At 59.4% G+C, this 23,579-nt stretch carries 24 protein-coding genes; 8 read left to right on the forward strand and 16 right to left on the reverse strand.

What is annotated here, in order from left to right; translation table 11 throughout:
* Window positions 1-773: 773 nt before the first annotated feature.
* Window positions 774-1,001: a hypothetical protein gene (locus AC0V6W_RS02585; RefSeq protein ID WP_486146852.1), complete on the forward strand. Its 228-nt coding sequence runs from the start codon at window positions 774-776 to the stop codon at window positions 999-1,001.
* Window positions 998-1,654, forward strand: a complete 657-nt coding sequence (locus AC0V6W_RS02590; protein WP_486146854.1) for a hypothetical protein — start codon at window positions 998-1,000, stop codon at window positions 1,652-1,654. Before AC0V6W_RS02585 ends, AC0V6W_RS02590 begins: the two co-directional genes overlap by 4 nt.
* Before the next feature lie 12 nt (window positions 1,655-1,666).
* Here the strand turns inward: AC0V6W_RS02590 and AC0V6W_RS02595 are convergent, their stop codons facing one another.
* The 4 genes from AC0V6W_RS02595 to AC0V6W_RS02610 all read right to left on the reverse strand — a co-directional run bounded on the left by AC0V6W_RS02595 (window position 1,667) and on the right by AC0V6W_RS02610 (window position 4,201).
* The gene (locus tag AC0V6W_RS02595) at window positions 1,667-2,224 is read right to left on the reverse strand and encodes a GNAT family N-acetyltransferase (protein WP_486146856.1); all 558 of its coding nucleotides are present in this window, start codon (window positions 2,222-2,224) and stop codon (window positions 1,667-1,669) included.
* Between the two features lie 488 nt (window positions 2,225-2,712).
* Window positions 2,713-3,129: a DUF4345 family protein gene (locus AC0V6W_RS02600; RefSeq protein ID WP_486146858.1), complete on the reverse strand. Its 417-nt coding sequence runs from the start codon at window positions 3,127-3,129 to the stop codon at window positions 2,713-2,715.
* Window positions 3,126-3,698: a methyltransferase family protein gene (locus tag AC0V6W_RS02605; protein WP_486146860.1), complete on the reverse strand. Its 573-nt coding sequence runs from the start codon at window positions 3,696-3,698 to the stop codon at window positions 3,126-3,128. The genes AC0V6W_RS02600 and AC0V6W_RS02605 overlap by 4 nt, the downstream gene beginning before the upstream one ends.
* Before the next feature lie 11 nt (window positions 3,699-3,709).
* Window positions 3,710-4,201: a methyltransferase family protein gene (locus AC0V6W_RS02610; protein ID WP_486146862.1), complete on the reverse strand. Its 492-nt coding sequence runs from the start codon at window positions 4,199-4,201 to the stop codon at window positions 3,710-3,712.
* 82 nt (window positions 4,202-4,283) lie between these two features.
* On the opposite strand from AC0V6W_RS02610, the gene AC0V6W_RS02615 reads away from it, so the two are divergent.
* A complete protein-coding gene (locus AC0V6W_RS02615) occupies window positions 4,284-4,724 on the forward strand; it encodes a MerR family transcriptional regulator (RefSeq protein WP_486146864.1) in 441 nt (146 codons plus the stop codon).
* A 215-nt stretch (window positions 4,725-4,939) separates the two neighbouring features.
* Here AC0V6W_RS02615 and AC0V6W_RS02620 read toward each other — a convergent pair whose 3' ends face one another.
* Window positions 4,940-5,773 carry a LysR family transcriptional regulator gene (locus tag AC0V6W_RS02620; protein WP_486146866.1) on the reverse strand — a complete coding sequence of 278 codons (834 nt, stop codon included), beginning with the start codon at window positions 5,771-5,773 and terminating at the stop codon, window positions 4,940-4,942.
* Window positions 5,774-5,882: 109 nt separating this feature from the next.
* Here AC0V6W_RS02620 and AC0V6W_RS02625 point away from each other — a divergent pair, with 109 nt between their 5' ends.
* Window positions 5,883-6,422, forward strand: coding sequence for a hypothetical protein (locus tag AC0V6W_RS02625; protein WP_486146868.1), 540 nt, complete (start codon window positions 5,883-5,885; stop codon window positions 6,420-6,422).
* A 168-nt stretch (window positions 6,423-6,590) separates the two neighbouring features.
* Window positions 6,591-7,211, forward strand: a complete 621-nt coding sequence (locus tag AC0V6W_RS02630; protein WP_486146870.1) for a hypothetical protein — start codon at window positions 6,591-6,593, stop codon at window positions 7,209-7,211.
* Between the two features lie 19 nt (window positions 7,212-7,230).
* On the opposite strand, the gene AC0V6W_RS02635 is transcribed toward AC0V6W_RS02630, so the two are convergent.
* From AC0V6W_RS02635 to AC0V6W_RS02660, 6 genes are all read right to left on the reverse strand, one after another.
* Window positions 7,231-8,019, reverse strand: a complete 789-nt coding sequence (locus AC0V6W_RS02635) for a LysR family transcriptional regulator (protein ID WP_486146872.1) — start codon at window positions 8,017-8,019, stop codon at window positions 7,231-7,233.
* A 602-nt stretch (window positions 8,020-8,621) separates the two neighbouring features.
* A complete protein-coding gene (gene apaG / locus AC0V6W_RS02640; RefSeq protein WP_486146874.1) occupies window positions 8,622-9,038 on the reverse strand; it encodes a Co2+/Mg2+ efflux protein ApaG in 417 nt (138 codons plus the stop codon).
* Window positions 9,039-9,221: 183 nt separating this feature from the next.
* Complete coding sequence (locus AC0V6W_RS02645; RefSeq protein WP_486146876.1) at window positions 9,222-10,307, reverse strand: Rv3169 family protein; 1,086 nt, start codon at window positions 10,305-10,307, stop codon at window positions 9,222-9,224.
* 1 nt (window position 10,308) lies between these two features.
* Window positions 10,309-11,397: a phosphotransferase gene (locus AC0V6W_RS02650; protein ID WP_486146878.1), complete on the reverse strand. Its 1,089-nt coding sequence runs from the start codon at window positions 11,395-11,397 to the stop codon at window positions 10,309-10,311.
* Window positions 11,398-11,408: 11 nt separating this feature from the next.
* On the reverse strand, window positions 11,409-12,029 hold the full coding sequence (locus AC0V6W_RS02655) for a DsbA family protein (RefSeq protein WP_486146880.1): 621 nt from the start codon (window positions 12,027-12,029) through the stop codon (window positions 11,409-11,411).
* Between the two features lie 65 nt (window positions 12,030-12,094).
* Window positions 12,095-13,609, reverse strand: a complete 1,515-nt coding sequence (locus AC0V6W_RS02660) for a SulP family inorganic anion transporter (RefSeq protein ID WP_486146882.1) — start codon at window positions 13,607-13,609, stop codon at window positions 12,095-12,097.
* Window positions 13,610-13,840: 231 nt separating this feature from the next.
* Here AC0V6W_RS02660 and AC0V6W_RS02665 point away from each other — a divergent pair, with 231 nt between their 5' ends.
* Window positions 13,841-17,236: an amidohydrolase family protein gene (locus tag AC0V6W_RS02665; RefSeq protein WP_486146884.1), complete on the forward strand. Its 3,396-nt coding sequence runs from the start codon at window positions 13,841-13,843 to the stop codon at window positions 17,234-17,236.
* An 87-nt stretch (window positions 17,237-17,323) separates the two neighbouring features.
* On the opposite strand, the gene AC0V6W_RS02670 is transcribed toward AC0V6W_RS02665, so the two are convergent.
* Both AC0V6W_RS02670 and AC0V6W_RS02675 read right to left on the reverse strand, forming a co-directional pair.
* The gene (locus AC0V6W_RS02670) at window positions 17,324-18,541 is read right to left on the reverse strand and encodes a trans-sulfuration enzyme family protein (RefSeq protein WP_486146886.1); all 1,218 of its coding nucleotides are present in this window, start codon (window positions 18,539-18,541) and stop codon (window positions 17,324-17,326) included.
* 42 nt (window positions 18,542-18,583) lie between these two features.
* On the reverse strand, window positions 18,584-19,141 hold the full coding sequence (locus AC0V6W_RS02675) for a TetR/AcrR family transcriptional regulator (RefSeq protein ID WP_486146888.1): 558 nt from the start codon (window positions 19,139-19,141) through the stop codon (window positions 18,584-18,586).
* A 79-nt stretch (window positions 19,142-19,220) separates the two neighbouring features.
* Here AC0V6W_RS02675 and AC0V6W_RS02680 point away from each other — a divergent pair, with 79 nt between their 5' ends.
* Complete coding sequence (locus AC0V6W_RS02680; RefSeq protein WP_486146890.1) at window positions 19,221-19,619, forward strand: hypothetical protein; 399 nt, start codon at window positions 19,221-19,223, stop codon at window positions 19,617-19,619.
* A 53-nt stretch (window positions 19,620-19,672) separates the two neighbouring features.
* Window positions 19,673-21,013: a phospholipid carrier-dependent glycosyltransferase gene (locus tag AC0V6W_RS02685; RefSeq protein WP_486146892.1), complete on the forward strand. Its 1,341-nt coding sequence runs from the start codon at window positions 19,673-19,675 to the stop codon at window positions 21,011-21,013.
* Window positions 21,014-21,064: 51 nt separating this feature from the next.
* Here the strand turns inward: AC0V6W_RS02685 and AC0V6W_RS02690 are convergent, their stop codons facing one another.
* Genes AC0V6W_RS02690 through leuB form a run of 3 tightly spaced genes read right to left on the reverse strand, consistent with a single transcriptional unit; the run spans window position 21,065 to window position 23,575 of the window.
* Window positions 21,065-21,370 carry a GIY-YIG nuclease family protein gene (locus AC0V6W_RS02690; protein WP_486146894.1) on the reverse strand — a complete coding sequence of 102 codons (306 nt, stop codon included), beginning with the start codon at window positions 21,368-21,370 and terminating at the stop codon, window positions 21,065-21,067.
* 42 nt (window positions 21,371-21,412) lie between these two features.
* The gene (locus tag AC0V6W_RS02695; RefSeq protein ID WP_486146896.1) at window positions 21,413-22,507 is read right to left on the reverse strand and encodes a glycosyltransferase; all 1,095 of its coding nucleotides are present in this window, start codon (window positions 22,505-22,507) and stop codon (window positions 21,413-21,415) included.
* A gap of 9 nt (window positions 22,508-22,516) precedes the next feature.
* Window positions 22,517-23,575 carry a 3-isopropylmalate dehydrogenase gene (leuB, locus tag AC0V6W_RS02700; RefSeq protein WP_486146898.1) on the reverse strand — a complete coding sequence of 353 codons (1,059 nt, stop codon included), beginning with the start codon at window positions 23,573-23,575 and terminating at the stop codon, window positions 22,517-22,519.
* Window positions 23,576-23,579 lie beyond the last annotated feature (4 nt).

Raw genomic sequence — 23,579 nt, forward strand, 5'->3', positions numbered from 1 at the left:
AAGGGAGAGAATTAAGAGGTGAGTTCGAGGCGTTAGCCTCGTCCGCGCCAATGCTCGCTGCATGCGCAGCTCACGCGCATCCTCGATCCCCCCTCCCGCAGGCGGGAGGGGGATAATGCGCCTCTTACCCTTCCCGATTGGCGCGTGGATTCGGCCATGGATTGCCGCGTCGCTGCGCTCCTCGCAATGACGGGTCATAAGCGTGGTGAGTGGGGAGAGGAGGAGTTTTTGTTTTGCGCTCGCCCATCCGGGCGAGCATCCTCGGTGCTGTTTCAAAGCCGGGCTTCGTCCGGCTTTGAGCACCTGCGGGCGCGCGGTCGCGCTTGCGGGCCTGCGGCCCGAGCCATTCCCGGCCTTGCTACAAAGCGCCCAGACGCTTGGTGCCAGCCATCAACTTGGTCGCGGAGCACGGCGCGCAGCCGCCGCAAGCGCGACCGCGCGCCCGCAGCGCCGTAGGCGCGAGGATTTCGCACCCCGGATGGGGTGCGGACAACAAAAATCCGCGGAGCACGGCGCGCAGCGCCGCAAGCGCGACCGCGCGCCCGGAGGGGTGGCGCCGAAGGCGTCGGGCCCCCGGAGGATAGCCAAGCGCGCGGATGCGCGCGCCGGCGCTTGAGGCCAAAACGAAAACACAAAACCCCTCCCCCCGTACCTACTCCCCCGCATCGCGCCCGTCCCCACACACCCCTTCGCAAAACAAAAACCATTTTCCTACACGCGCAAAACCTGCTCAATGCCTTGGTCCTCTGCTTCAAGCCTAAAGGACATCCCCCATGCTTCACCAACGCCATGACCCGACAAAGCCGCTGCCGCCTGCGCCTCCCGGCTATGGGTCGCCCATGCTCAACCCCTACGGGCAGGGACCGCGGGACAAGCCTGCGCGCGATTGGCTTGCGCATTTGGAGGCGGGGCGCATTGGGACGCAGGTGCCGGCTGATCCAGAGGTGGTCGCCCGGCGGATGGCGAATGAGGCTGCCCTGCGCTGGGTTATGGCGCGGTGAGCAATCTTCCCGTCCGCGCCAATCCCGTCCCCTCGCGCAAACTGGCGAGGCAAGCCACCAGCCGCGTCGCTTTCGAAAGCGATCCGCTTGCACCCGATGATCCGCTGCTGGCTTTTGAGCCTTACTTGCACAAAGCGCCGCGCTCCAATTCGATCACGCCGGATTTGCAGCGCACTTTCATCGCGCATCTGGCCGCAACCGGGGTTGTGACAAGCGCGGCCCGGAAAATCGGGCGGTCGATGGAGGCTTTGTACAAGCTCAAGCAACAGCCCGGCGCGCAAGGCTTTGCCCGCGCGTGGGACCGGGCGGTGCAGATGGGGGTCGAGCGGCTGGAGGACACCGCTTTGGCCCGCGCGATTGAGGGGTCGGAGCGCAAGCTGTATCGCAATGGCGAGCTGGTGGGGACCGAGCGGTTCCACAATGAGGCTTTGGTGATGTTCTTCCTGCGCAACCGGCTGGCAGAGCGGTACTCACCCCAGGCGCATATTGCGCCGGGTCATCCGGTGTATGAACGCATCCGGCGCGAGATCGAGGAAGAGCAGCGGCGCGAGGCGAACGACCCCGCCGCGATCAAGGCCGTGCGCGACAGCATCGACCGCAAGATCGAGGCGGTGCGGCTGGAGATTGAACGGCGCAAACAGGCGGAAGGTTAGGCAGGCGGAACGTTAGGATGCTTCTGGACCATCCCCGCGGAGCATCCCATACCAATACACATCGCACAGGCCGATATGGGTGACTTCATGCGCGCGCAAATGCGCCTCGCGGGTGAAGCCCAATTGCTCGATCAGGCGGATAGAGGCCGCGTTGCGCGTGTCGACTTCGGCGGTGAGCTTGCGCGCATTGGTGGCGCTCCACAAATGCTCGATCAGAGCGGCTGAGCATTCGCGCGCCACTCCCTCGCGCTGGCGGTCCAGCCGCACGATATAGCCGATTTCGAAGACGCCCCCGTGGGTTTCGTCCGATCCAGCCGCTGCCTCTTGCGCCGGCACCGCGACAAATCGGCCTGCTACATCCCCGCCTTCATCCACCGCGATCCAGCTGAGCCCCGGCCAATCGGGCGCGGCGAGCCAGTCCCACAATTGCTCAGGGCTTTCAAACGGAGGGTGCGAGAGATAGCGGCACTGCTCAGCGTCCGAAAGCGTCGGGTAAAGCGCGCCCTCATCCCCCCGCTGCAACGGGCGCATGGTAAAGCGGGGGGTGGTAAGGGTCGGGACGCCAGCCATCTGTCCCCTATCCACTGCCGCGCGCGCTTCCGCAAGCCTGCTGCGATCCCACACAAGATGCGCGGTTCAAAGGCCGCTATCACCGGCGGGCGCGTGCCCTTCCCCGGTGCCCGAATCGAATAGTTGATTGTTTGAATTTGGCAGAACCTTTTTAATTCTGAAGCAATACAAATAGATTATCCCATTACTTCATATCAGTTCTTCCAATATTCAATAAAGCTTGCAGAAGTTTCAGTCATTGCGAGGGGCGCAGCCCCGCGGCAATCCAGAGCTGCCGCGCGCTTTGCTTTGGATTGCTTCGCTCCGCTCGCAATGACAGACCTCTATGTCTTCAATGAGCGGGAATGAGGCGAACGTGAACGCTGTAGAGAAGGGCCCGTGCGGTCACGATGCTGATTCCAGACAAATTGATTCATAAGTCCGGCCTTGCGCGACTCGTTGCAACGGTCAAATGAGGACTTCTGGGAGTGAAAGCGGACGCCTGATGTTCACCATCTACCCTCACTGGCTTTCGGATTGAAAGCCGCCAAAAACCCTAGACCGCCAAGCACAAGTTCGATGGCAGCCTCGCGTAACGGTTGGATGGTCACAAAATCTAAGCCTTCAATCCAGACCCCGCCGAGCCTGCTCAATCCCACAGAAATGAAAACAATCGCAGCAATGAGGCTGCGCTGACTTAGGGACAAATGAATGTAACCGCCGAACAGCAGGACTAGGGCTATGCCAATCTCACCGCCGCCAATCATGGCGCGCATTGCTGTGCGTGCCGATGGTTCACCGAGGTCGATAGCGTAATATTGCAGAATTTCTGGCTGAATGAGAGTGACTAACCCTAGTACTAAAAAAATGCAGCCAGAAACGGAAGGATAGTGGCGGCTGATACCATTGCGGAAGCCGTTTGTCATAGAAACCGCCTTGTCTGGCGCTTGTAGTCCAAATACTCTTCACCGTATTGCTGCTCTAACCATGGTTCCTCGAAGATGGGAGCGAGCAAATACAAGATGGCCCAGAACGCCAATAATATCCAGACAAGCAGCGTGTTGGCGAGCAAGCCCCAGCCAATCATGCCAACCCATGTAGCAACGTAGACAGGATTACGGCTTGCGCTGAACCAGCCTCGGGTCTTGAGGCCATGCTTTTCGCCAAAGGCATTGCGCCAGCCCATCTGGAAAGTGACCCAGAAAGCAAGCGAGAACCCAATCACCACCAATAAAGTGCCAATCGAATATTGCGGGAAGGAGGACGCGGGAGGCACAGGCTCGAAAAATAGAAGCGAAAGCGCCGCCAGTGGATAAAGAAACAGGCGAAACAGCGTCATGAAGGTTCGGTGCTGCCAACCCTCTTTTGACGGTGGCGGGAAGAACTTGAATTTACGACTCAAGGCCGCAAATGCAGACAGGATGACTATCGCGGAAATGGCGCAGGCCGATACGCCAAATAATATCCAAGGCGTTGACGAAGGAAGGTTGATCATCAGTGTTGCTCCTATAGCCAACGCCGTGTCTGCTTGCGATATGCGGCAAAGGCATTTCCGAACTTCTTTTCAAGAACACGCTCTTCTGGAATGATCTGAAAGACGGTCATGGAAAGTGCATAAAGCAATGCCCCGCCAAGCGCGGCGATGTTCTGTAAGGCGAAGGCTAAACCAAGTAGGACGAACAGCATGCCGAGATACATCGGGTTTCTCGTGAAGCGATACAGACCTGTTGTTACCAGCCGCTCCGCCTTTTCGGGTTCAATCGGATTTACCGTTGTCCCCGCCCTTGTGAATGATCTTACAGACAATAGCAGCACTAGCGAGCCAGCCAGAACCAACGGCACCGATAGCCAAAAGAATACTGCGGACTGGATAGTTAGGAATGGGATGTTCACCGCTAAAAAGTAACTCGCAATGCCACAAATGGCGAATTGCAAGAGCGGCGGGCAATAGAGCCTTTTGGTGTCTTTGGCAGGACTGCTTTGCGAAGATTTGCTCATCGTTTCACTCACTTGAAAATGATTCGATGTAGGTGATACAGTCTACAGCGACTGTAGAGGCAAGAGAGAAATGCATGTTCTTATGAAACCAATGACAATTGGCCGTCTATCTAACGCCGCAAACGTAAAAGTGACCACCATTCGCTACTATGAAAGCGTAGGCTTGATGGGCACTCCAGAGCGCAGCGCGAGCGGTCAAAGAATATACGGTAGCGTTGATGTGGAGCGCCTGTCATTTGTCAGGCATGCCCGTGACCTTGGTTTCTCGATGGAAGCAATCAAAGATTTGATTGGATTGCAGACCGAGCCCGATCAAGACTGTTTAGCTGTAGACACAATCGCTCAGAAGCAACTTCTTGAAGTGCAAAAGCGGCTTACTCAGCTTGAAGCCTTAGAGCGTGAGTTAAAACGCATGATCGAGAATTGCCAAGGCGGCAAAGTTGGTGGGTGCCAAGTCATGGCTGCGATCAATGACCACTCTGAATGCGAGGCCGACAGACACGAACGTTTGAAGTCACTCTAAAACGAGAATTTTCCGGCGTCCGCCTTTGGATCGCCAACCGAATGACGGCTTTCGGAAACGTATGGCGAGAAATCGGTCAAATCGTCAAAATGTGGAACCAGCTTCTTTCGCGCGTGTGAGTCAAATTTTTGGAGTGAGGTACCAAGGCCACTTTAGGGTCAGTATGCATAACAGCACATCACGTTAACGGCACACCCAAGCCCAAAAACCCGCGCCTACCCCGCCGCCGCTTGCAAGCTCTCCACCAAAGCTTCTGCCACATTGTCATCCACATCGCGCCGCCAGCACACATAGGCGGGAAAATCGAAATCGGGCGCTTTGTCGATGCGGGTTAGCTCGCCTGTTTCCACCAAAGGCTCTGCCAAGCGTTCTGGCACATAGCCTGCCATGCTGTTTGCGATCAGCCAGCGCGCGGATCTTTGTCCCAGATCGAGCACCAGCCCTGCCTCTGGCGCTATCCCTAACCGCGAGGCTATTTCCAGCCCCAGATTGCGGCCCCAATCGATCCGCACAAAATCCTCTTTCCATGCCGCCGGGTCGCCTGCTGTCACCAGCACCAGCCTGTCATCAAACAGTTTCTGCGCGGCAATATCGCGGCGAAAGACCGGATCGTGAACCACGATCACATCCAGCTCGCCCTCGGCGATGTCGCGGTTGAGCCGCGCCCATGCCCCTGCTGTGACCCGCAAAGCCAGATTGGGGATCGCGCCGCGCACATCGTCGAGCCAGCGCAAAAGCAATCGGTCCCACAGGAAATACTGCCCGCCAAAGCTGAGCGAATGGTCAAACCGCTCTGGCAGGGCGACCTCGTGCCGGGCGAGTTCCCATGCGCGCACCGCCTGGCGTGCAGGGGCCAAAAACCGCTCACCCGCCGATGTCAGCTGGCACCCGCGCTTGTCCCTGATGAACAGCGCGGTGCCCAATCGGTATTCAAGCTGCTTGATCCGTTCGGTCACGCTGGAGGGGCTGGCATTCACGCGCGCAGCAGCGCCCGCAAAGCTACCCGTGGCGGCCGCAGCGAGGAAGGTTTGAAAGGCTGTGATGTCCATTCACTTTGGATAATCCAAATTTATAATTCAGACAATCGCGTTTCTCTAAATTATTTTTCGCACCTAGAGAGGCTGCAACACACAGCCACTTTGACCAGGGAGCACAACAATGAAAACTTTCCTTATCGCCTCCACCCTCGCCCTCGCCTCGCTTACCGCGCCGAACATCGCGCTGGCGAACACCACAGAGACCGCGCCCGTGACAAGCGAAATCGTCGTATCGGGCGAGTTCCAGAAAGACTGGCAGCGCGGCAATACGCTCGAAGCTGAAGGTCTGCGCGATCTGCAAAAATCGCAGCGTAATCTGGTCAAATACAGCGCCGCTGTCGTGAATGCGCAGGATTTGCGCGACACATCGCAAAGCCGGGCCGACAATGCGCGGGCAACCTTTGACAGCCTGATCGCTCGCCCCAGCCCTGTCAGCGCGTCCGAAGCCGCGAAATGGGCCGAGCAACTGGACAGCGCCGCATCAGACTGGCGCAAATTTGAAGAGCGCCGCGACGATGCGGCCAAGGATCTGGCCAAAGCGCAAAAGCGCGCTGCCTCTGCGCAGGCTGCCGTCGATAAAGCGCAAGGCAAAGTCGATAAGGGCCGCATCATGATGGCCGATGCCGAGCGGGCGAGCACGCTGATCGCCTCGGCACAGTAAAAAGGGCTGCTGCATATGCAACGCGGATCAGCATTTAGGCAGCCAGGCAGCGGGACAGGGCGGGGAAACCTGTTTCCCGCTGCCGCTTTTGCGCGCTCTGCGCCGGGGGAAAGTCATTCTCCGGCGCTGTTTTTAACTCTAAGGCTGGCCCGCCGTCTGGCCTTGTTTATGGCGCTTCGCCTGACGCTGTATCTGGCCCTTTCATCGGCGATTTTGCTTGCATTCTGGCCTGCCGCTGCATCCGCACAAGGCCGCGCGCAGCAGGACAATCTGGGCGATGCCGCGCTGGATGCCGTGACCCAGCCGATGGCCGATCTGAACCTGCGCAGCAAGGATATCCCTCTCATCCTGCGCATTGCTGAGGCCGCGCCCTATGATCTTGAAGCCCTGCCCGATTGCAAAGCGGTGTTTGGCGAGATTGCGCGGCTGGACGAAGTGCTTGGCCCCGATGCTGACAGCGCGCCGGATGAAGCGGGCCTTTTGCGCAAGGGATTAAACCAGGGCGGCAAAATGCTGGGCGGGCTGATCCCGTTTCGCGGGATAGTGCGGCAAATCTCCGGCGCGAATGCTCAGGCGAAGAAATGGGAAGCGGCGATCAATGCAGGCTTTGCCCGGCGCAGTTTCCTCAAAGGCTATCTGGCGGGCAAGCAATGCGAGGCGGCTTTGGGTGCGGGTGCGGGTGCGGGTGCGGGCGCGGATACGGGCGCGGATGACGCGCCGGGCTCCGCGCGCGAATTGCTGGGCTTGGCAGGCGAGGAGGATGATGAGGACAGCGAAGCGGGCGAGTAAAGCCCGCTTGGGCGATGCCTCAGCCGGTCAAAAACGCGACCAGCGCTTTCACCTTTTTGCTGCGCCATTGCGGTGTTGGGGCGACCAGCCAATAGGCGCGGCGGCTTTCCTGCGGCGCATCGAGCGCGGTTAACGCCCCGCTTTCCAGCGCATTGGCAACCAGCGGCATCGGCAGCACCGTTTTGCCCATACCCGATAAGGCAGACGACAACGCCTGCCCTGCAGAGCCGGCTTTGATGCACGGCTTTACGTCTTCGGGTAAAGCGGCACCGGGCCAGTCAATCCACGCCTCTCGCGCATCGGGCGCGGTTACGGTCACCCGCTCAGCCGGGGCGAGTTGCACACCTTCCAGATCGCCCGGTCCATCAACCAGCCGGATCGCAAGATCGAGATTGGCCTCGGTAAAATCGGCATTTTCATCCGCCACAAACGAATACAAAACGCCCGGCGTGCCAGACTGAAATTCAGCAAGGCGCGGCGCGAGCCATTCGGCGTAAAATTCGCGCGGGGCGGCAATGGTATAGCGATCCGAGGATTGCCCCGCCTGCATGGCCTGCACGCTTTCTTCAAAGCGCAGAAACCCTTCGCGCAAAGGATCAAGGCCGGCCGCGCCTTCCGGTGTCAGCTCCAGCCCCTTGGACGTGCGGCGAAACAGGACAACGCCCAGATGATCTTCCAAAGCGCGGATTTGCTGGCCGACAGCAGCGGGCGTCACTGCAAGCTCATCCGCTGCGCGCGTGAATGACAAATGCCGCGCGGCAGCGTCGTAAACCCGCAAAGCGTTCAAAGGCAGATGGGTGCGTTTCATAGCAGCGCGGGGCCTAACCGCTTGGGCGGTGCGCTGCAAGATTGTTGGTTTGTTGTTTGGTGAGTCTTTGGTTTGCGAAGGCGCATCCGCGCCTTGATCCTCGGTGCTGTTTCAAAGCCGGGCTTCATCCGGCTTTGAGCACCTGCGGGCGGCCGGTCGGCCTTTGGCTCGCCTACGGCTCGCGGGGTTTTTTGTTTGGTCCCTCAAGCGCCGGGCGCGGGCCATCCGGCCCGCTTGGCTCCGCCGCATAAGCGCCGACGGGCGGTCGCCCTTGCGGGCCGCTGGCCGCGCCCCGAACCATTCCCGGCCAGCAATTAGAGCGCCCATACGCTTGGTGCCAACCATCGGCTTGGTGGCGGAGCACGGCGGCGCAGCCGCCGCAAGGGCGACCGCCCGCCCGCAGCGGGTCCGTAGCGTAGCGGAGGACGTCTAGCGAGGACGCGCGCCCGGATGGGCGTGCGCAAAACAAAAACACAAAACCCCTCCCCCGGCGCTTACTTCCCCGCATCGCGCCCAGACGCTAGGTGCAACCTCGCGGGTCTCATACCCAGACTAGCTGAGGAGTCTTTGGTTTGCGAAAGCCCGTATGGGCCCCGCCCAACTCAAGCCGCGGAGGATGGCCCTTCGGCGGTTTCGGGGGCGGCTAGTGGGAAGAAGGGGATGCGCACTTCAACAGGGGTGCCGTCTTTGCGGAAGAACGTGTAAAACCCTTCCATCGATCCATGCGCCGTCGTCAGCGGGCAGCCGGACACATAATCGTGGCTTTCGCCCGGTTCGAGCAGCGGCTGTTCGCCCACCACACCTTCGCCATCGACATGGTTGACCATGCCGCGCGCATCGGTGATCCGCCAGTGACGTGTGCGCAATTGCAGCGCTTCATAGCCGTTGTTTTCAATGCGGATGTGATACACCCAGAACCACTTACCCGCATCAGGATGCGATTGTTCCGGCAGGAAATTGACCGCGACACGCACGGTCACGCCTTCGGTGGTGGCGGCGTGTTGGAACAGTTCTTTCATACAAGATCCAAGGTAACGATTCTGGTTGCAGTCACAAGAGCCTAAACGCCCTTAATCCCGGCTGTATCCCGGAAAACTTGCGATTGTGAGAAATTGTATAAATGCTGCTCGCGTATAAACACGCAATGCTGCTGAAAAATCAGATTGATAGTAAACCAAGCCCCTATTCTTGCAGCCTAATGGCTAATAGGTTTCAAGTCCCAAGGGCGCATAGGGGCCAAGAATAAGCTGCTCGAATATTCCAATACCCCCCGGTTTTTCGCCGGTTTCGCCGGCTTTGACCGCGCAGATCATCTGGACGTGGCGGTTTTCCAATGCCGCAGGGTCCAGCGTCTCAAGCTCATAATCCTCGCGCTCGGTTGCAAGCTCGCCGTGATAAGTGCCGTGGCCCCAGACCGGGTGAGTGTAGCCAAGGCCTTTCATCTGGAACCTGCGTAGCGGGGTCAGCGTGATGCGCTGCGGCGCGCCTTCGACATCAAGGTCCAGCACAGCGCCTCTAGGCCAGCGGGTGTCGGGGGCCAGTTCGCAGGTCAACGCGCCCGTCCCTTCCGCGATTGCGCCGGGCAATCCGCCATCGGCAACATAGGCTGCGCGCGTGTTCCACGCAGTGCCGTCAGCATCGGCATTCACATGAAAGAACAGCGATCCTGATTGAAGGTTTACAGGTGTCCATTGCCAGAAGAAATTGGGCGCCATAACCCCTGGGATCGGCTGCTCATCACGCGCGCCAATCGGGCGCACGCCCCAACTTCTGTCGCGCGTGCCCAGCGTGCCCGCTGCCAGTTCCTCGCGTTTGCCATCCAGCGAAATCCAGCCAGTATAGCGCCCGTTCTGCGTCATCCGGGTGTAATCCATAAAAGCGCGCGGGCCGATCCGGTGGATAAAGCGCGGCTCTTCAATCGGGGCAGCGCGCGCATCGAAGATAAACTCGCCCGCGATCCCCTCGCATTCGTCAATCGTCACTTTCAATCGCTGAAGCGGCTGGATCACTTCGATGGCAATCGGCCCCACTTTCAGCGCCATCCGCTCCATCCCCAGAACGCAGCTGGCATGGAGGCTATATTGAGCGGTGCCCCGGATAAAACTGAAATGCGCATCAGCAATGTCGAGATGCGGATACACCCCGAATGCAAGCGCAAAAAAGCCGCTGCCATCAGGGGCATATCCGTTGAAGAAATAGCGATCGTAAAAATTGCGATCCGTCCCCGCATAGGCAACCGGTTCGGGCGTTTGGTGGATGGGGTAATCATCGCCGCGCGATAGAACCATGTCAGCTTTGCTCCTTTAATGCAGCCAGCGAATTGTGCTCAAGCGCCAGCGCGCATGCGCCGCGCGCCATGGACAGGAAATTGGCATCGCCGCGCTCGGTCCGTTCAACAAAGGCCGCGCTGAACACCGCTGTGCTCACCCCGTGCAGCGCTCCGATGGCGTAATCGCGCGCGATGCCGCTGCGTGTGAGATGCACACCGTATGCGGCCATTTGTTCGCGGTACAGATCCAGCAATTCGTCTTCATGCGCGCGGCGCAGATCATCGCCAAAACCTGCACCCATCAGATATCCGACATCCGTCATTGCATGGCCCGCCGTTACCGTCTGCCAGTCGAGCACCGCGATGGGCTGCGCGCCGCCTTTGATATCGAACAGCATATTGTCCAGCCGCAGATCGCCATGGATAAGGCATTGGGGCGCGCCGGATGAAAGCGGCAGGCGAATGTCCGACAATTTGGGCAGCGCGGCGATGGCATCGCACAGCGCCATAAATTCTGGCTCAAAACTACCCGCATATCGTTCACGAAAGACGCTGTGTGCCTGCGGGTATAATGCGTCGATTTGCTGGGACACCTGCTCCGGTGTTTTCAGCCACGCGGCGTTTGTCATAGCGTCCTTGTGCCAGCTCGATCCGTGGATTGCGGCGGCCTGGCAGATCGCCGCGCGCGCCTCTGCAAGGCTGCATCCTTCCAATTGATTGCCAATGCGCGCCGGTCCCAAATCTTCGAACAGGATGATACATTCGCTGCCATCACCTGTTACCTCGGCAAAGGCGGTTTTCGGCGTGCGCACAGCCAAATCATCTGCAATCTCGCGGTAAAAGAGCACTTCTTTGCGGTACAGTCCCATCATCGCAGCAGTGGCGCGGCTGGTTGGATTGGCGGCGGCGAATTTGCCTGCAAGAGTGCTTGATGAACCATCGGCGTGAAGCAATTCAAACCGCACGCTGTCGCCGACCTGCCCGGTGCCGATGGGCTGAAACGTGACGCTTTGGACCGGGCTTTCGGGCTGATCGGCAAAGCCCTGCGCCAAAACGGTGTTCAGCCAATCGGCGGTGACGGCATCGGGGCTTTTCGGGAAATGGTCCACCGCGCGCCTCCTTACGCTTTGGTCAATTCTTCCTCGATCTGGCCAAGGCGTTCCTTGCCGAAGAACATTTCGGTTTTGCCGCCTTTTTCGCCCACAAAAACGGTGGGAATCCCAAAAGCCCCGCGCGCCACCGCGTGATCGGTGTTGGCCGCAAGGCCCTGCTTGACTTCGTCTGTCTGGCTGCGCGCAAACAAGTCGGCTGCGTCAAATCCGGCGGCATCCACCGCTTTGCCCAGCACATCGGGATCGGTCACATCGGCTGCATCTTCCCAGATCGCGGGCAGCATTGCCTCCACAAACTGAACCCCGCGCCCGTCCTGATCGGCGGCGAAAAGCATGCGCTGCAATGTGATCGAATTGAACGGGAATTTGGGGTTGAGCCGGTATTTCGTCAGCTTGTGCGCTTCGATAAAGCGCTGCATTTCGAGGATATCGTATTCGACCTTTCCCGCGACATCCTTGTTCCGGATCATCGGCGGAGCATTGCCCGTGAGCTTGTGCATCCCGGCGAGGAAAACAGGCGTGATATCAAGCTCAGCCCCCGTGCGCCGAACGAGATCGCGCAGCGGCCACCAGATAAGATAGCCATTGGGGCTGACAAAATCGAAAATCAGCTCGGCGCGGTTTGTCATGATGTATCCCTCCCTCTTGGGCAGAGGGGTGGCATAGCGGCCTGCAACTCACAAGCCGAAAAGCATCAATGCGGCGCGAGGCCCGTTTCCAGACCCGTGCGATCTTCCAGCGCGTATTTGTCAACCAAATCGGCGCTCGCCCGGTTCAGCCCCACGATCCGCACATGGCGGCCATTGCGGCGCATCCGGTCAACCGCTTTTTCCAAGGCTCCGATGGCGGAAATATCCCAGAAATGCGCGTTTGCCACATCGATGATGACATCATCGGCCGGGTCTTCCTCTTCGCTTTCGGGGCCAAGCATGTTCTGGAACTTGTCAGAGCTTGCAAAGAATATCTCGCCTGTCACGTGATACACCGCCGAATGCGGGCGGCGCACGCGTTCCACTGTGAAAAGCGAGCGGACTTTGTTGGCGAAGAATATGCCCGACATGAACACGCCGACAACCACGCCAATCGCCAGATTATGCGTCCACACCACCACCACAACGGTGGCGATCATCACCAGCGAGCTCGACGGCGGATGGATGCGCAGATTGGGAATCGAATTCCAGCTGAACGTCCCTATGCTCACCATAATCATCACCGCGACGAGCGCCGGCATAGGCACTTGGCCGACATAGCTGCCAAGCACTGTCAGCAGGAACAGCAAAAACGCGCCTGCGGTAAAGGTCGACAAACGCCCCCTGCCCCCTGATGCGATGTTGATAACCGATTGCCCGATCATCGCGCAGCCGCCCATCCCGCCAAAGCAAGCGGCAACGATGTTGGCAACGCCTTGGCCTGCGCTCTCGCGCTGTTTGTTGCTGTCGGTGTGCGTCATATCGTCAACGATTTGCGCGGTCAGCAGGCTTTCCAGCAGACCGATCGCAGCCATCGCCAGCGCATAGGGCGCAATGATCTGCAGCGTTTCCAGCGTCAACGGCACATTCGGCAAAGCAAAGGATGGCAGGCCGTCGGGCAATTTGCCCTCACCCGCCACATTGTTGACAGGCAGGTTCCAGAACACGGCCGCCGCTGTCAGCAGGATGATCGCGACCAGCGGACTTGGCACAACCTTGGTGATGCGGGGAAAGCCGTAAATGATCGCAAGGCCAGCTGCGACCATGATATAGGTTTCCAGGCCGACCCCTTCATTCCACGGATTTAATTGCGGAATTTGTGCGATGAAAATCAGGATGGCAAGCGCGTTGACAAACCCTGTGATCACACTGCGCGAAACAAATTGCATCAGCAGATCAAGCCGCAGAACCGCTGCAATCCCTTGGAAAATTCCCATCAAAATGGTCGCGGCAAACAGGTATTCCACCCCGTGTTCGCGCACCAATGGCCCCACCACCACGGCCACCGCGGCGGTCGCGGCGGAAATCATGCCGGGCCGCCCGCCTGTCAGCGCGATAATCATCGCAATTGCAACGCTGGCATAAAGGCCAACCGACGGGTCCACCCCTGCGATCAGCGCAAAGCCGATTGCCTCGGGGATCAGCGCCAGCGCCACCACGATGCCTGCCAGAATATCGGCGCGCGGCTGGGCGAGCCAATCGCGTTTGAATGTCGCTGCAAAAGAGCGGTCTTGGACCATGGGGCGTTTCCTGAAAATGGGCAGCGCGGGTTTGGATGGATCAAAACCGCTTTAAGAGAGTGCGCGACGCGCCTAGGGATTTATGCTGCAATGCACAAGTGCGCGGGGCCATCCGCGCCAGCCAGCGTACCCCGTGCGCACGCCCGCATAGTCACCGCGCAGCAGATCGTGACAATCGCTTTCGCGGACCGTAAGGCCTTCGTTTCGGGGTCTTATACGGGAGTTTGTCACATGCGCCATTCCGCCACTCGTCCTTCTGGGACACGCCATTCAGGCACACGTCTTTCTGGCACACGCCGCTTTGCAGCCGTCTTGCTAACGGGTTCTTTCCTAGCCAGCGCCAGCGCGGCCTTGGCCGATGATCACACAGCCGCAGATAAAGAGGCATGGGATATCGAGGCGCCCAAGGGGGCAAAGATCAAACAAGTCCCCATCCAAACCGATGAAGGCACGTGGATGGATGTCGATGTGTCGCCTGATGGGCAGACAATCGCGTTCACCATGCTGGGAGATATCTACACCGTTCCCATCACCGGCGGCAGCGCGCGGCGCATTGCCAAGGGCATGGCATGGGAAGTGCATCCGCGCTTTTCCCCCGATGGCACGCGCATCGCGTTCACATCTGACCGGGGCGGCGGCAACAATATCTGGATTATGAATGCGGACGGGTCTGAGAAACGCCAGCTGACCAAGGAAAGCTTCCGCCTGCTCAATCAGCCCACATGGTCGCCCGATGGCCGGTTTATCGCAGCGAAGAAGCATTTCACCACGCAGCGTTCGCTCGGCACGGGTGAGATCTGGATGTATCACGTATCGGGCGGCGGCGGCGTGCAGGTGGTCGAACGGCGCGACACATCGCTGCAAAAGGAACTGGGCGAACCCATTTTCGCCCCCGATGGCAAAGCAATTTATTACACCCGCAACACAACCGGCGGGAACACCTTTATCTATGCGCAGGATTCCAATGCAGGCATCTTTGCAATTGAGAAACACGACCTTGAAACAGGCGAAGTGACCACAGCGGTAGATGGTTATGGCGGCGCGGTGCGCCCTGCCCCTTCGCCTGATGGTAAACAGATCGCCTTTGTCCGGCGCGACAAGGATAGCTCGCAATTGTGGACGAAGGATATCGCATCGGGGCGCGAGCGGATGATTTACGATGCGCTTGATCTGGATGTGCAAGAGACATGGGCGGTTACCGGCGTCTATCCCAATATGGATTGGACGCCTGACAGCGCGTCTATTGTGTTTTGGGCCGGCGGTAAGCTTAACCGGGTGGACCGGGACGGAGCAAACCATGCGGTCATCCCTTTCACCGTGAAAGACACGCGCGGCATCGCCGATGCGCCGCATCCGGTGATCGAGGTGTCGCCTGACAGGTTCACCACCAAGATGGCCAAATTCGGCACGCTATCGCCCGATGGCAATACGGTTGTGTTTGAAACGCTGGGCAAATTGCACACCAAATCGGCGCGCGGGCGCGATGGCGCGCGTCCGATGACAGGTGATGCAAGCGATGCGGTTGAACTGTATCCCGCCTACAGCCGCGATGGATCACGCCTCGCCTTTATCCGGTGGAGCGATGAGGGGCTTGGCGAAATTGTGGTGGCCGATGCCAATGGCCAGAACGCGCGCACGGTTTCGCCCATGCCGGGCCATTATGCCAGCCTTGCATGGTCTCCCGATGGCCAGATGATCGCGTATGAAAAGCGCACCGGCGGATACCTTACCGCGCCAGAGCAATCGGAAAATCCGGGCATTTACCTCCAGCCGGTAAGCGGCGGCGATCCGGTGATGGTATCGCGTTCAGGATCAAGCCCGCAATTTGGCGCAGGCGGTGACCGGGTGTTTATGGTCGCAAGATCGGGCGAGAAACTGGCGCTCAAATCGGCTGATCTCGATGGCGAAAAGATGCGCACCCATGCAACCGGCAGCCTCGTCAATGATTTCCGCATCGCGCCTGATGGCAAGACGATTGCGTTCCGCCAGAATTACGAAGTGTTCGCCATGCCGATGATAACGGGGGGCAAACCTGTCGATGTGAACGAGGCGAAAGGCCCCATCCCCATCACCAAGGTTTCTGATGGCGGAGCGGATTTTATCGGCTGGGCGCGCGGGGGTGAGACCCTGTTCTGGTCGCTTGGGCCAAACCTTAAACAGGCGCAGGTCAGCGATTTCTTTGCCTCCGCACCCAAAGGCAAGGGTGACAAGGGCGGCTACGAGACGCCCGGCAGCGCCATTACGATGGCGGTCACAGTCAATAAAGCGGCTCCCAGCGCAACGCTGGTTATCACAGGGGCCAAAGTGCTCACGATGGCAGCAGGCCTCGATAAAGAAGACGCAGGCGTAATTGATAACGGCGTGATCGTGATTGAGGGTGACCGGATCGCCGCGATTGGCGCGGCGGGCGATGTGAATATCCCCCAAGGCGCGACCATGATCGATGCCAGCGGCAAAGTGGTGATGCCCGGATTTGTCGATGCGCACCATCACGGCCCGCACGGCACGGGCGAGCTTATCCCGCAGCAGAACTGGAGCCTTATTCAGGATCTCGCTTTGGGCACAACGACCACGCACAACCCGTCAAGCGACGCGAGCCTGATCTTTGCCTCCGCAGAGCGGCAGATGGCGGGCACTCTGCTTGCCCCCCGCATCTTTTCCACCGGAGAGATCGTCTACGGCGCGAAAGCGCCAAGCGTCTATGCGCGGATCGACACATACGAAGAGGCGCTTGCCCATGTTCGCCGGATCAAGGCGCAAGGCGGCATCTCGATCAAGAATTACAACCAGCCACGCCGCGAACAGCGCCAGATGGTGGCGCGCGCTTCGGCGGCAGAAAACATGCTGGTGGTGGCCGAGGGCGGATCGCTGTTCGGGATGGATATGAACCTCATCGCCGATGGCAATTCGACGATGGAGCACAATGTGCCGGGCGATGTCTTTTACGAAGACGTGCTGCAATTCTTTGGCCAATCGAACACCAATTATACGCCCACTTTGGCAGTGACCTATGGCGGGCTGGCGGGCGACCCCTATTGGCGGCAGGCAACCGATGTGTTCGATCATCCGCTGATGATCCACACCCCGCCCAAAGTGCTGCTCGCGGCGACCGGACGCCGCGTGAAAGCGCCCGATTGGGCGTTCGTCGATGACAATGCCGCGCGCGAGGCGAAGAAGATTTCAGATCGCGGGATCAAGGTATCGATCGGCGCGCACGGCCAGCAACCCGGCATTGGCGCGCATTGGGAAATATGGAGCTTCGCCCGCGGCGGATTTAGCGCGGTAGAAGCGCTGAAAACCGCGACGATCTACCCCGCCCAATCGCTCGGCATGGAAAAGGATGTCGGCAGCCTTGAGGTAGGCAAGCTGGCTGATCTGATTGTGCTTTCCGCTGATCCCACCGCCAATGTGCGCGACAGCGACAAAATCGAAAGCGTGATGCTGGGCGGGCGCATGTATGATGCGAAAACCATGGCAGAGGTCGCAACCGGCACTGGCGGCAGGCGCGCTTATTGGTGGGAAAGCGGCCAGGGCGGCAATGCTGGCGGATCAACGCGCGCCACGCATGACGGCGCAGGCCACAATCACGGCGACGGAGACGGCGAAGGGGGCAGCCACTCTTATTGAGCGGAGCGGGTGGTTGGCGGATGGTTGGTGGGGGCGGCTATTCCGCACCCATCGCCCTCCTCTCCGCTTTGGCCTATCCAGCCCCGGTCAAATCCCCGCCGCGCCGAGCGCCTGGTCCATATCCTCGATCACATCGGCCACATCCTCCAGCCCCACATTGATCCGCAGGAGCCCTTCGGTAACGCCCATTTGCGCGCGCGCGTCTTCTTCCATGCCTGCATGAGTTGTGCTGGCGGGGTGGCACATCAGGCTGCGCGTATCGCCGATATTGTTGGAGATATCGACCAGTTCCAACGCATCGAGCAGCGCAAAGGCGCGCTCGCGCGTGCCCACGTCAAAGGCAAAGATTGGCCCTGTTGCCTCCATCTGATCCAGCGCCAATTGGTGGCGCGGATGGCTGGGAAGACCGGGATGCAGCATGCGCCCGCCTGTCTTTTCAATGCGAGGCTCTAAAAATTCGCCCAGCTTCACGGCATTGCCGCTTTGCCGCCGGGCGCGCAGGTCCAGCGTCTCCAGCCCCTTATGCACCACCCATGCGTTGAACGGCGACAGGTTTGGCCCAGTATTGCGCTGGAACGGCAGCAGAGTTTCGTTGATCCATTCCTCAGACCCGCAAATCGCGCCGGCCAGCACGCGGCCCTGCCCGTCCATCAGCTTGGTCGCGCTATACGCCACCACATCCGCGCCAAATTCCATCGGTCGCTGCAAAGCGGGCGAGGCGAACGCATTATCGACCACAGTGGTGATGCCGTGGGCGCGCGCCAGATCGCAGACAAATTGCAGGTCCACGATGTCGAGCGTCGGATTGGCAGGTGTTTCGAAAAAGAAAACCTTGGTGTTGGGCCGGATCGCCGCTTCCCATGCGGCGTTGTCCGCGCTGTCGATCACGGTGGTTTCAATGCCGAAGCGGGGCAGCAGATTATCGACCAGCCAGCGGCACGATCCAAATGCGGCGCGCGCGGCCACGCAGTGATCGCCTGCGGACAATTGGCACAGGAGCGATGCGGTCATCGCCGCCATCCCGCTGGCCTGAGCGCGGCATGCATCTGCCCCTTCCATAAGAGCAATGCGTTCTTCCAGCATCCCAACCGTGGGGTTCTGGAGGCGCGAATAGGTCATACCGTCGGCATCACCCGCAAAGCGGTCTGCCACGGTTTGCGCATCGTCATAGGTATAGCCTGATGTGAGGAACAAAGCCTCGCTCGTCTCACCATGTTCGGATCGCCAAGTGCCGCCGCGCACGGCCTGCGTTTGCGGACGCCATTTGCGCGTTGCGGCGCGGTTCATGCCTGTGGTTTTTTTCATATGCCCGTGGTTTTCTTCATATGGATGCCGCGCTTAACGCTCTCACAGATCGCTAGCAAGCAGACCTTCGCGCGCTGTGCCTTCGTGCCCGACTGCATCGAGCATCAAAGTGCCTTCCATGAGAGTGAGCAGGAACCGCGCGCCGCCGGCGGGATCGGGATCGTCAGCGGGCATTTGCCCTTCCAGCCAAAGGAGCTGTTTCGCAATCATCGCCTCTGCTGCATCGCGATATCCGGGCAGCCCGCGCGCGCTCCCTGCGACGATCTCCCACCAGATCGCCATAAATGGCTGCATCATGGGGTGGCGGCCCTGCTCGATCACCCGCGCAAAGCACTCGCCACGGGTTTTCGGCCGGTCCGCGCCCATCGCAGCATCGAGAGCGGCGGAATAAATGCCCGCAATATGATCGAGCAATTCGGTGATCAGCGTTTCTTTATTGCCGAAATGATAGATCAGCATCCGGTCAGACGTGCCCGCCGCTTTTGCCAGCGGGCGCAGGCTTGCCTCCCCCAATCCATGATTAAGCACATGCGCAGCCATCAGCGGCAGCAGCGTCTCTTTGGACAGTTTGGCTTTCTGGGTGGCTTTTGGAGCAGGCATGATCACTTTTCTATTGTAGCAATCGCTACATTGGATTAACAAGGCACGTAGCAGTCGCTACACAAATGGAGCCAGACCGATGAACGCTTTGCAAATCCTCTTCTTCGTCATCATCAGCGCGGGCACGCTTGCAGGCGCGTATATTCTGATCGCCAAACCGGTAAAGGGCAATGCGGCACTCGCAGGACTGCTTGGCCTTGTTTTTGCAGCCTACACCTTTGTCCAGATCGCGCGAGAGGGCGCGGTGATGTTCTTCACCAACCATTCGGCCAATCTTACCGGGCTCCAAGTGTGGTGGGATCTGGTGATGTGCGTTGTGATTGCGTTCTTCTTCATCGCCCCGCGCGCCCGCGATCAGGGGATGAATGTGATTGGCTGGGCGCTGTTTGTTGGCACCACGGCCAGCATTGGCCTTCTCGCCATGTGCGCGCGGCTCTTCTGGCTGGAGGCCCGTGCTGACCAGACGGGAGGCGCATAGGGCGCTGAATTGACTTGATGGCGCAGGCCCGCTTTGCTTTAGCGTGCCTCGCCATGTCTCAGGCTGATCCTTCCCCTGCCATCCTCGCCGAAACGAGCGGCCCGCCGCCCCGCCCCGCTGATCCCTGGCTGTGGTGTCTGGCGGTCCCAGCGGTGTTCGCAGCGATTGCTGGCATTGGTTTGGGGATACCGTCTGCGCCTTATTTTGATGAAGTGCATTATCTGCCCGCCGCGCGCGAATTGCTCGCGATTGGATCACTGCATGGGGCGCGCTATCTCAATCCTGAACATCCCTTGCTGGGTAAGGAATTGATCGCGCTGGGGATGTATCTCTTTGGCGACAATCCTCTGGGCTGGCGGATTATGCCGCTGATCTTTGGGGCGATCACTGTCGGCGCTGGCATGCGCGCATTGTGGCACGCGAGCTATGATCGGTTTGCCGTGATCGCGTTTGGGGTGCTTCTGGTGACAGGATTTCACCTGTTCATCCACGCACGCATTGCGATGCTCGATATCTTTATGGCCGCCTTTCTCAGCCTTGCTGCGTGGCAATTTGCCGCCGCCATGCGCGAGCCAGAGACGGGACGCTGGCGGCTGGCGCTTTGCGGGGTTGCGATTGGATGCGCTTTGGCAAGCAAATGGAATGCGGTGCCGCTTGCCATGGTGCCGGGACTTACGTTTTTCGCCGCACGCCTGTCTGCAGGCCGCCGCCGCCTCATCATCAGCACGCGCGGTATTCCGGTGCCGGGCATATCTTTGGCAGAGGCATTCGTGTGGCTCGGCATTGTGCCATTGAGTGTGTACGCGCTGACTTTTGCGCCGGGTTATTGGATGGGCGAATATCTGCGCCCTTCGATGCTATCAGAGCGCGGACTTATCGGGCTGCATCAAGAGATATTATCGCTTCAGCAGCAGGTGCTTACTCCTCATACCTATCAAAGCACATGGGATCAGTGGGTGCTCAATACGCGCGGGATCTGGTACTTTTACGAATTCGCCGATGGCGCGCAGCGCGGCATTTTGCTGATCGGCAATCCGGTAACGATGCTGCTGGGATTGCCCGCTTTGGCGTGGTGCCTTGGCACAGGCGTGGTGCGCGCCGATTGGGCGAAACTGGGCGCAGTGGTCAGCTTTTCAGTAAGCCTGGGCCTGTGGCTGATCGCGCCAAAGCCTGTGCAGTTCTATTACCATTATATGATGCCAAGCGTGTTTTTGCTGGCCGCGCTTGCTTTGTGTTTAAGCGAGATGCGCAAGGGTGGCTGGGGCAAATGGAGTTACGGCGTACTGGCCGCAAGCGCCGGGATATTTGCGCTGTTCTATAAGGTGCTCGCCGCAGCGCCGCTGGACGGCCCGATGAGCTTTGAGAAATGGACATGGATTGCGGGGTGGAGGTGAAGATTTCCTCATCGTCATTGCGAGGAGCGAAGCGACGACGCAATCCACGGCCTAGCCGTTCAAATCAAAGAACAAATCTCGCCATGTTGGGTTTGCACTATCAATCAATGCGACTTTCTTCTTGCGCGATCCGCCCTTGATCTGTTTTTCGCGAGCAATGGCAAGTTCCATAGTCGAATGAAATTCAAACCAAACCAAGCGCTTGCAACCGTACTTTTTCGTGAAACCGTGGATCAAACCTTCGCGGTGCTGCCAAGCGCGCTTTGCAAGGTCAGAAGTAACCCCGGTGTAAAGCGTCCCGCTTTTATGGTTCGCCATAATGTAGACGGCTGGCTGGAAGTCTGAAAATGGGTCCATGGATTGCTTCGCTCCGCTCGCAATGACGAAATTCCAACTTCATTACCCAAACCGGCCCCAGACAAACCGGCTCGACAGCGCGTAATTCCACACCGATCCCAATACGATGCCCGCCAAGGCCGCCATCGCCCAGTGCACGCCGCTGCTTTCCAGAAATGTCGCCGCTGCCACATTGGCAAAGCCGCCCACCGCGCAAGTTGCCACAAATCCCGCCCAGCCGCGCAGCACCGCGCCAAATCCGCGCAGGCGTTTATCACGGTAGGTCAGCCAATTGTTGAGCCAGAAGTTAAAGCTCATCGCGGTCAGCACAGCGGCGGCCTGTGCGCCTGTGAATGCCTCTTCAAATACGAACAACAGGCTCGTTAATACGGCAAAATGCACCAGCACGCCTGCCGCGCCGACTGTGCCGAACAGGGCAAAGCGTGTTGGAATGATATCCCCCAATATCCGGTCATAAAGGCCGGCCATAAAATCGAACAGAACCGCGCGATCAAGCTTGCTTTGCCCCTCGCGCCGGGCTGCGAAATTCAGCGGAAATTCGCGCACACGCATCTTTGGTTTGGATGTGGCGAGCAGATCGAGCAGGATTTTAAAGCCGATACCGGACAATCGCGGCACCAGATCGCGCGCGGTCTTGGCAGGCAGCATGAAGTATCCGCTCATCGGATCGGTCAGCTTGGCGCCCGTGATCCGGCGCGCAATGCCATTGGCGAAACCGGATAATCGCTCGCGTTCGGGATTGTCCCAGTCATCGGTGCTTGCCCCATCTGCAAAGCGGCTTGCCACGCAGATATCCGCCTCGCCCGATTGCAGCACGTCCAGCATTTGCGGCAGCAGCGCCGGATCATGCTGGTGATCGGCATCCATCACTGCGACGTAATCTGCCGCAGTTGCGCAAAACCCCTCAATCGCGGCGCTGGCAAGGCCGCGCCTGCCGATACGCTGGATGACCCGCACCCGCCGGTCCGACGCGGCCAGAGCGCGGCCTTCATCCGCAGTGCCATCTTTGCTGTCATCATCGATGATAAGGACTTCCCAGCCATCTGACCCAAGCGCGGTTTCAATACGCTGGACTAAAGGCGCAAGGTTTCCCGCTTCATTTAGCGTGGGCAAAATTATGGCGAGATTGAGCGACATAAACGGCGCTCACAAACGCTCCAAGACCGCATCGCCGATTGCCGCAGTGCCGTGCGTCCCGCCCAGATCGCCGCCGCGAATGCCATCGGTCAATGCGCGTTCCACTGCTGCCTCAACCCGCGCGGCTTCTTCGGCCATGCCAAAGGAATGGCGCAGCATCATCGCGAGCGAAAGGATGGTCGCCATCGGGTTTGCTTTGCCCTCGCCCGCAATATCGGGCGCGCTGCCGTGGATGGGTTCGTACATGCCGAATGTGCCATGCGCGGTCTGACGCGCGCCCATGCTGGCGCTGGGGAGCAGACCGATCGAACCGACCGCCGCGCTGGCCAAATCGGACAGAATATCGCCGAACAGGTTGCCCGTCAGCATGACAGAGAATTGCGCGGGGTTTGTGATGATCTGCATCGCGGCATTGTCGACATACATGTGCGACAATGCGACATCGGGATATTGCGCGGCTTGACTGGTCACGATGTCGCGCCAGACCTGACTGGTTTCCAGCACATTGGCTTTGTCAACGCTGGTAAGGCCCGCGCCCGCTGCCTGCGCCGCTTTGAAAGCAACATCAGCAATGCGGCGCACTTCGGGCGCGGAATAGGACATCATGTCCCACCCTTCCCGCTCGCCCGTGTCAGTGTCGCGAATGCCTTTATCACCGAAATAGACATCGCCCGTCAGCTCACGCACGATCAGCAAGTCCAGCGCCCCAGCGACTTCGTGTTTCAAGGGTGAGAGATGCTCCAGCCCGGCAAAAACCTTCGCCGGGCGCAAATTGGCGAACAGCTCCAAGTGCTTGCGCAGGCCCAGCACCGCCTGTTCAGGGCGCAAATGCCGCTCCAGCGCATCGCAGGTCGGATCGCCCACCGCACCAAACAGCACCGCATCCGCCTCGCGCGCCATCATCAAGGTTTCATCCGGCAGCGGATGGCCGTGCTTTTGGTAGGCCGCGCCGCCCACATCGCCTTCGAACAGGGTCAGGCCGGGCAGGCTCAGCGCCTCCAGCACCCGCACCGCCTCACGGCACACTTCAGGGCCGATCCCGTCGCCTGCCAGAACTGCTATTTTCATGTCG

The organism is Erythrobacter sp. JB1-7 (assembly GCF_057365015.1).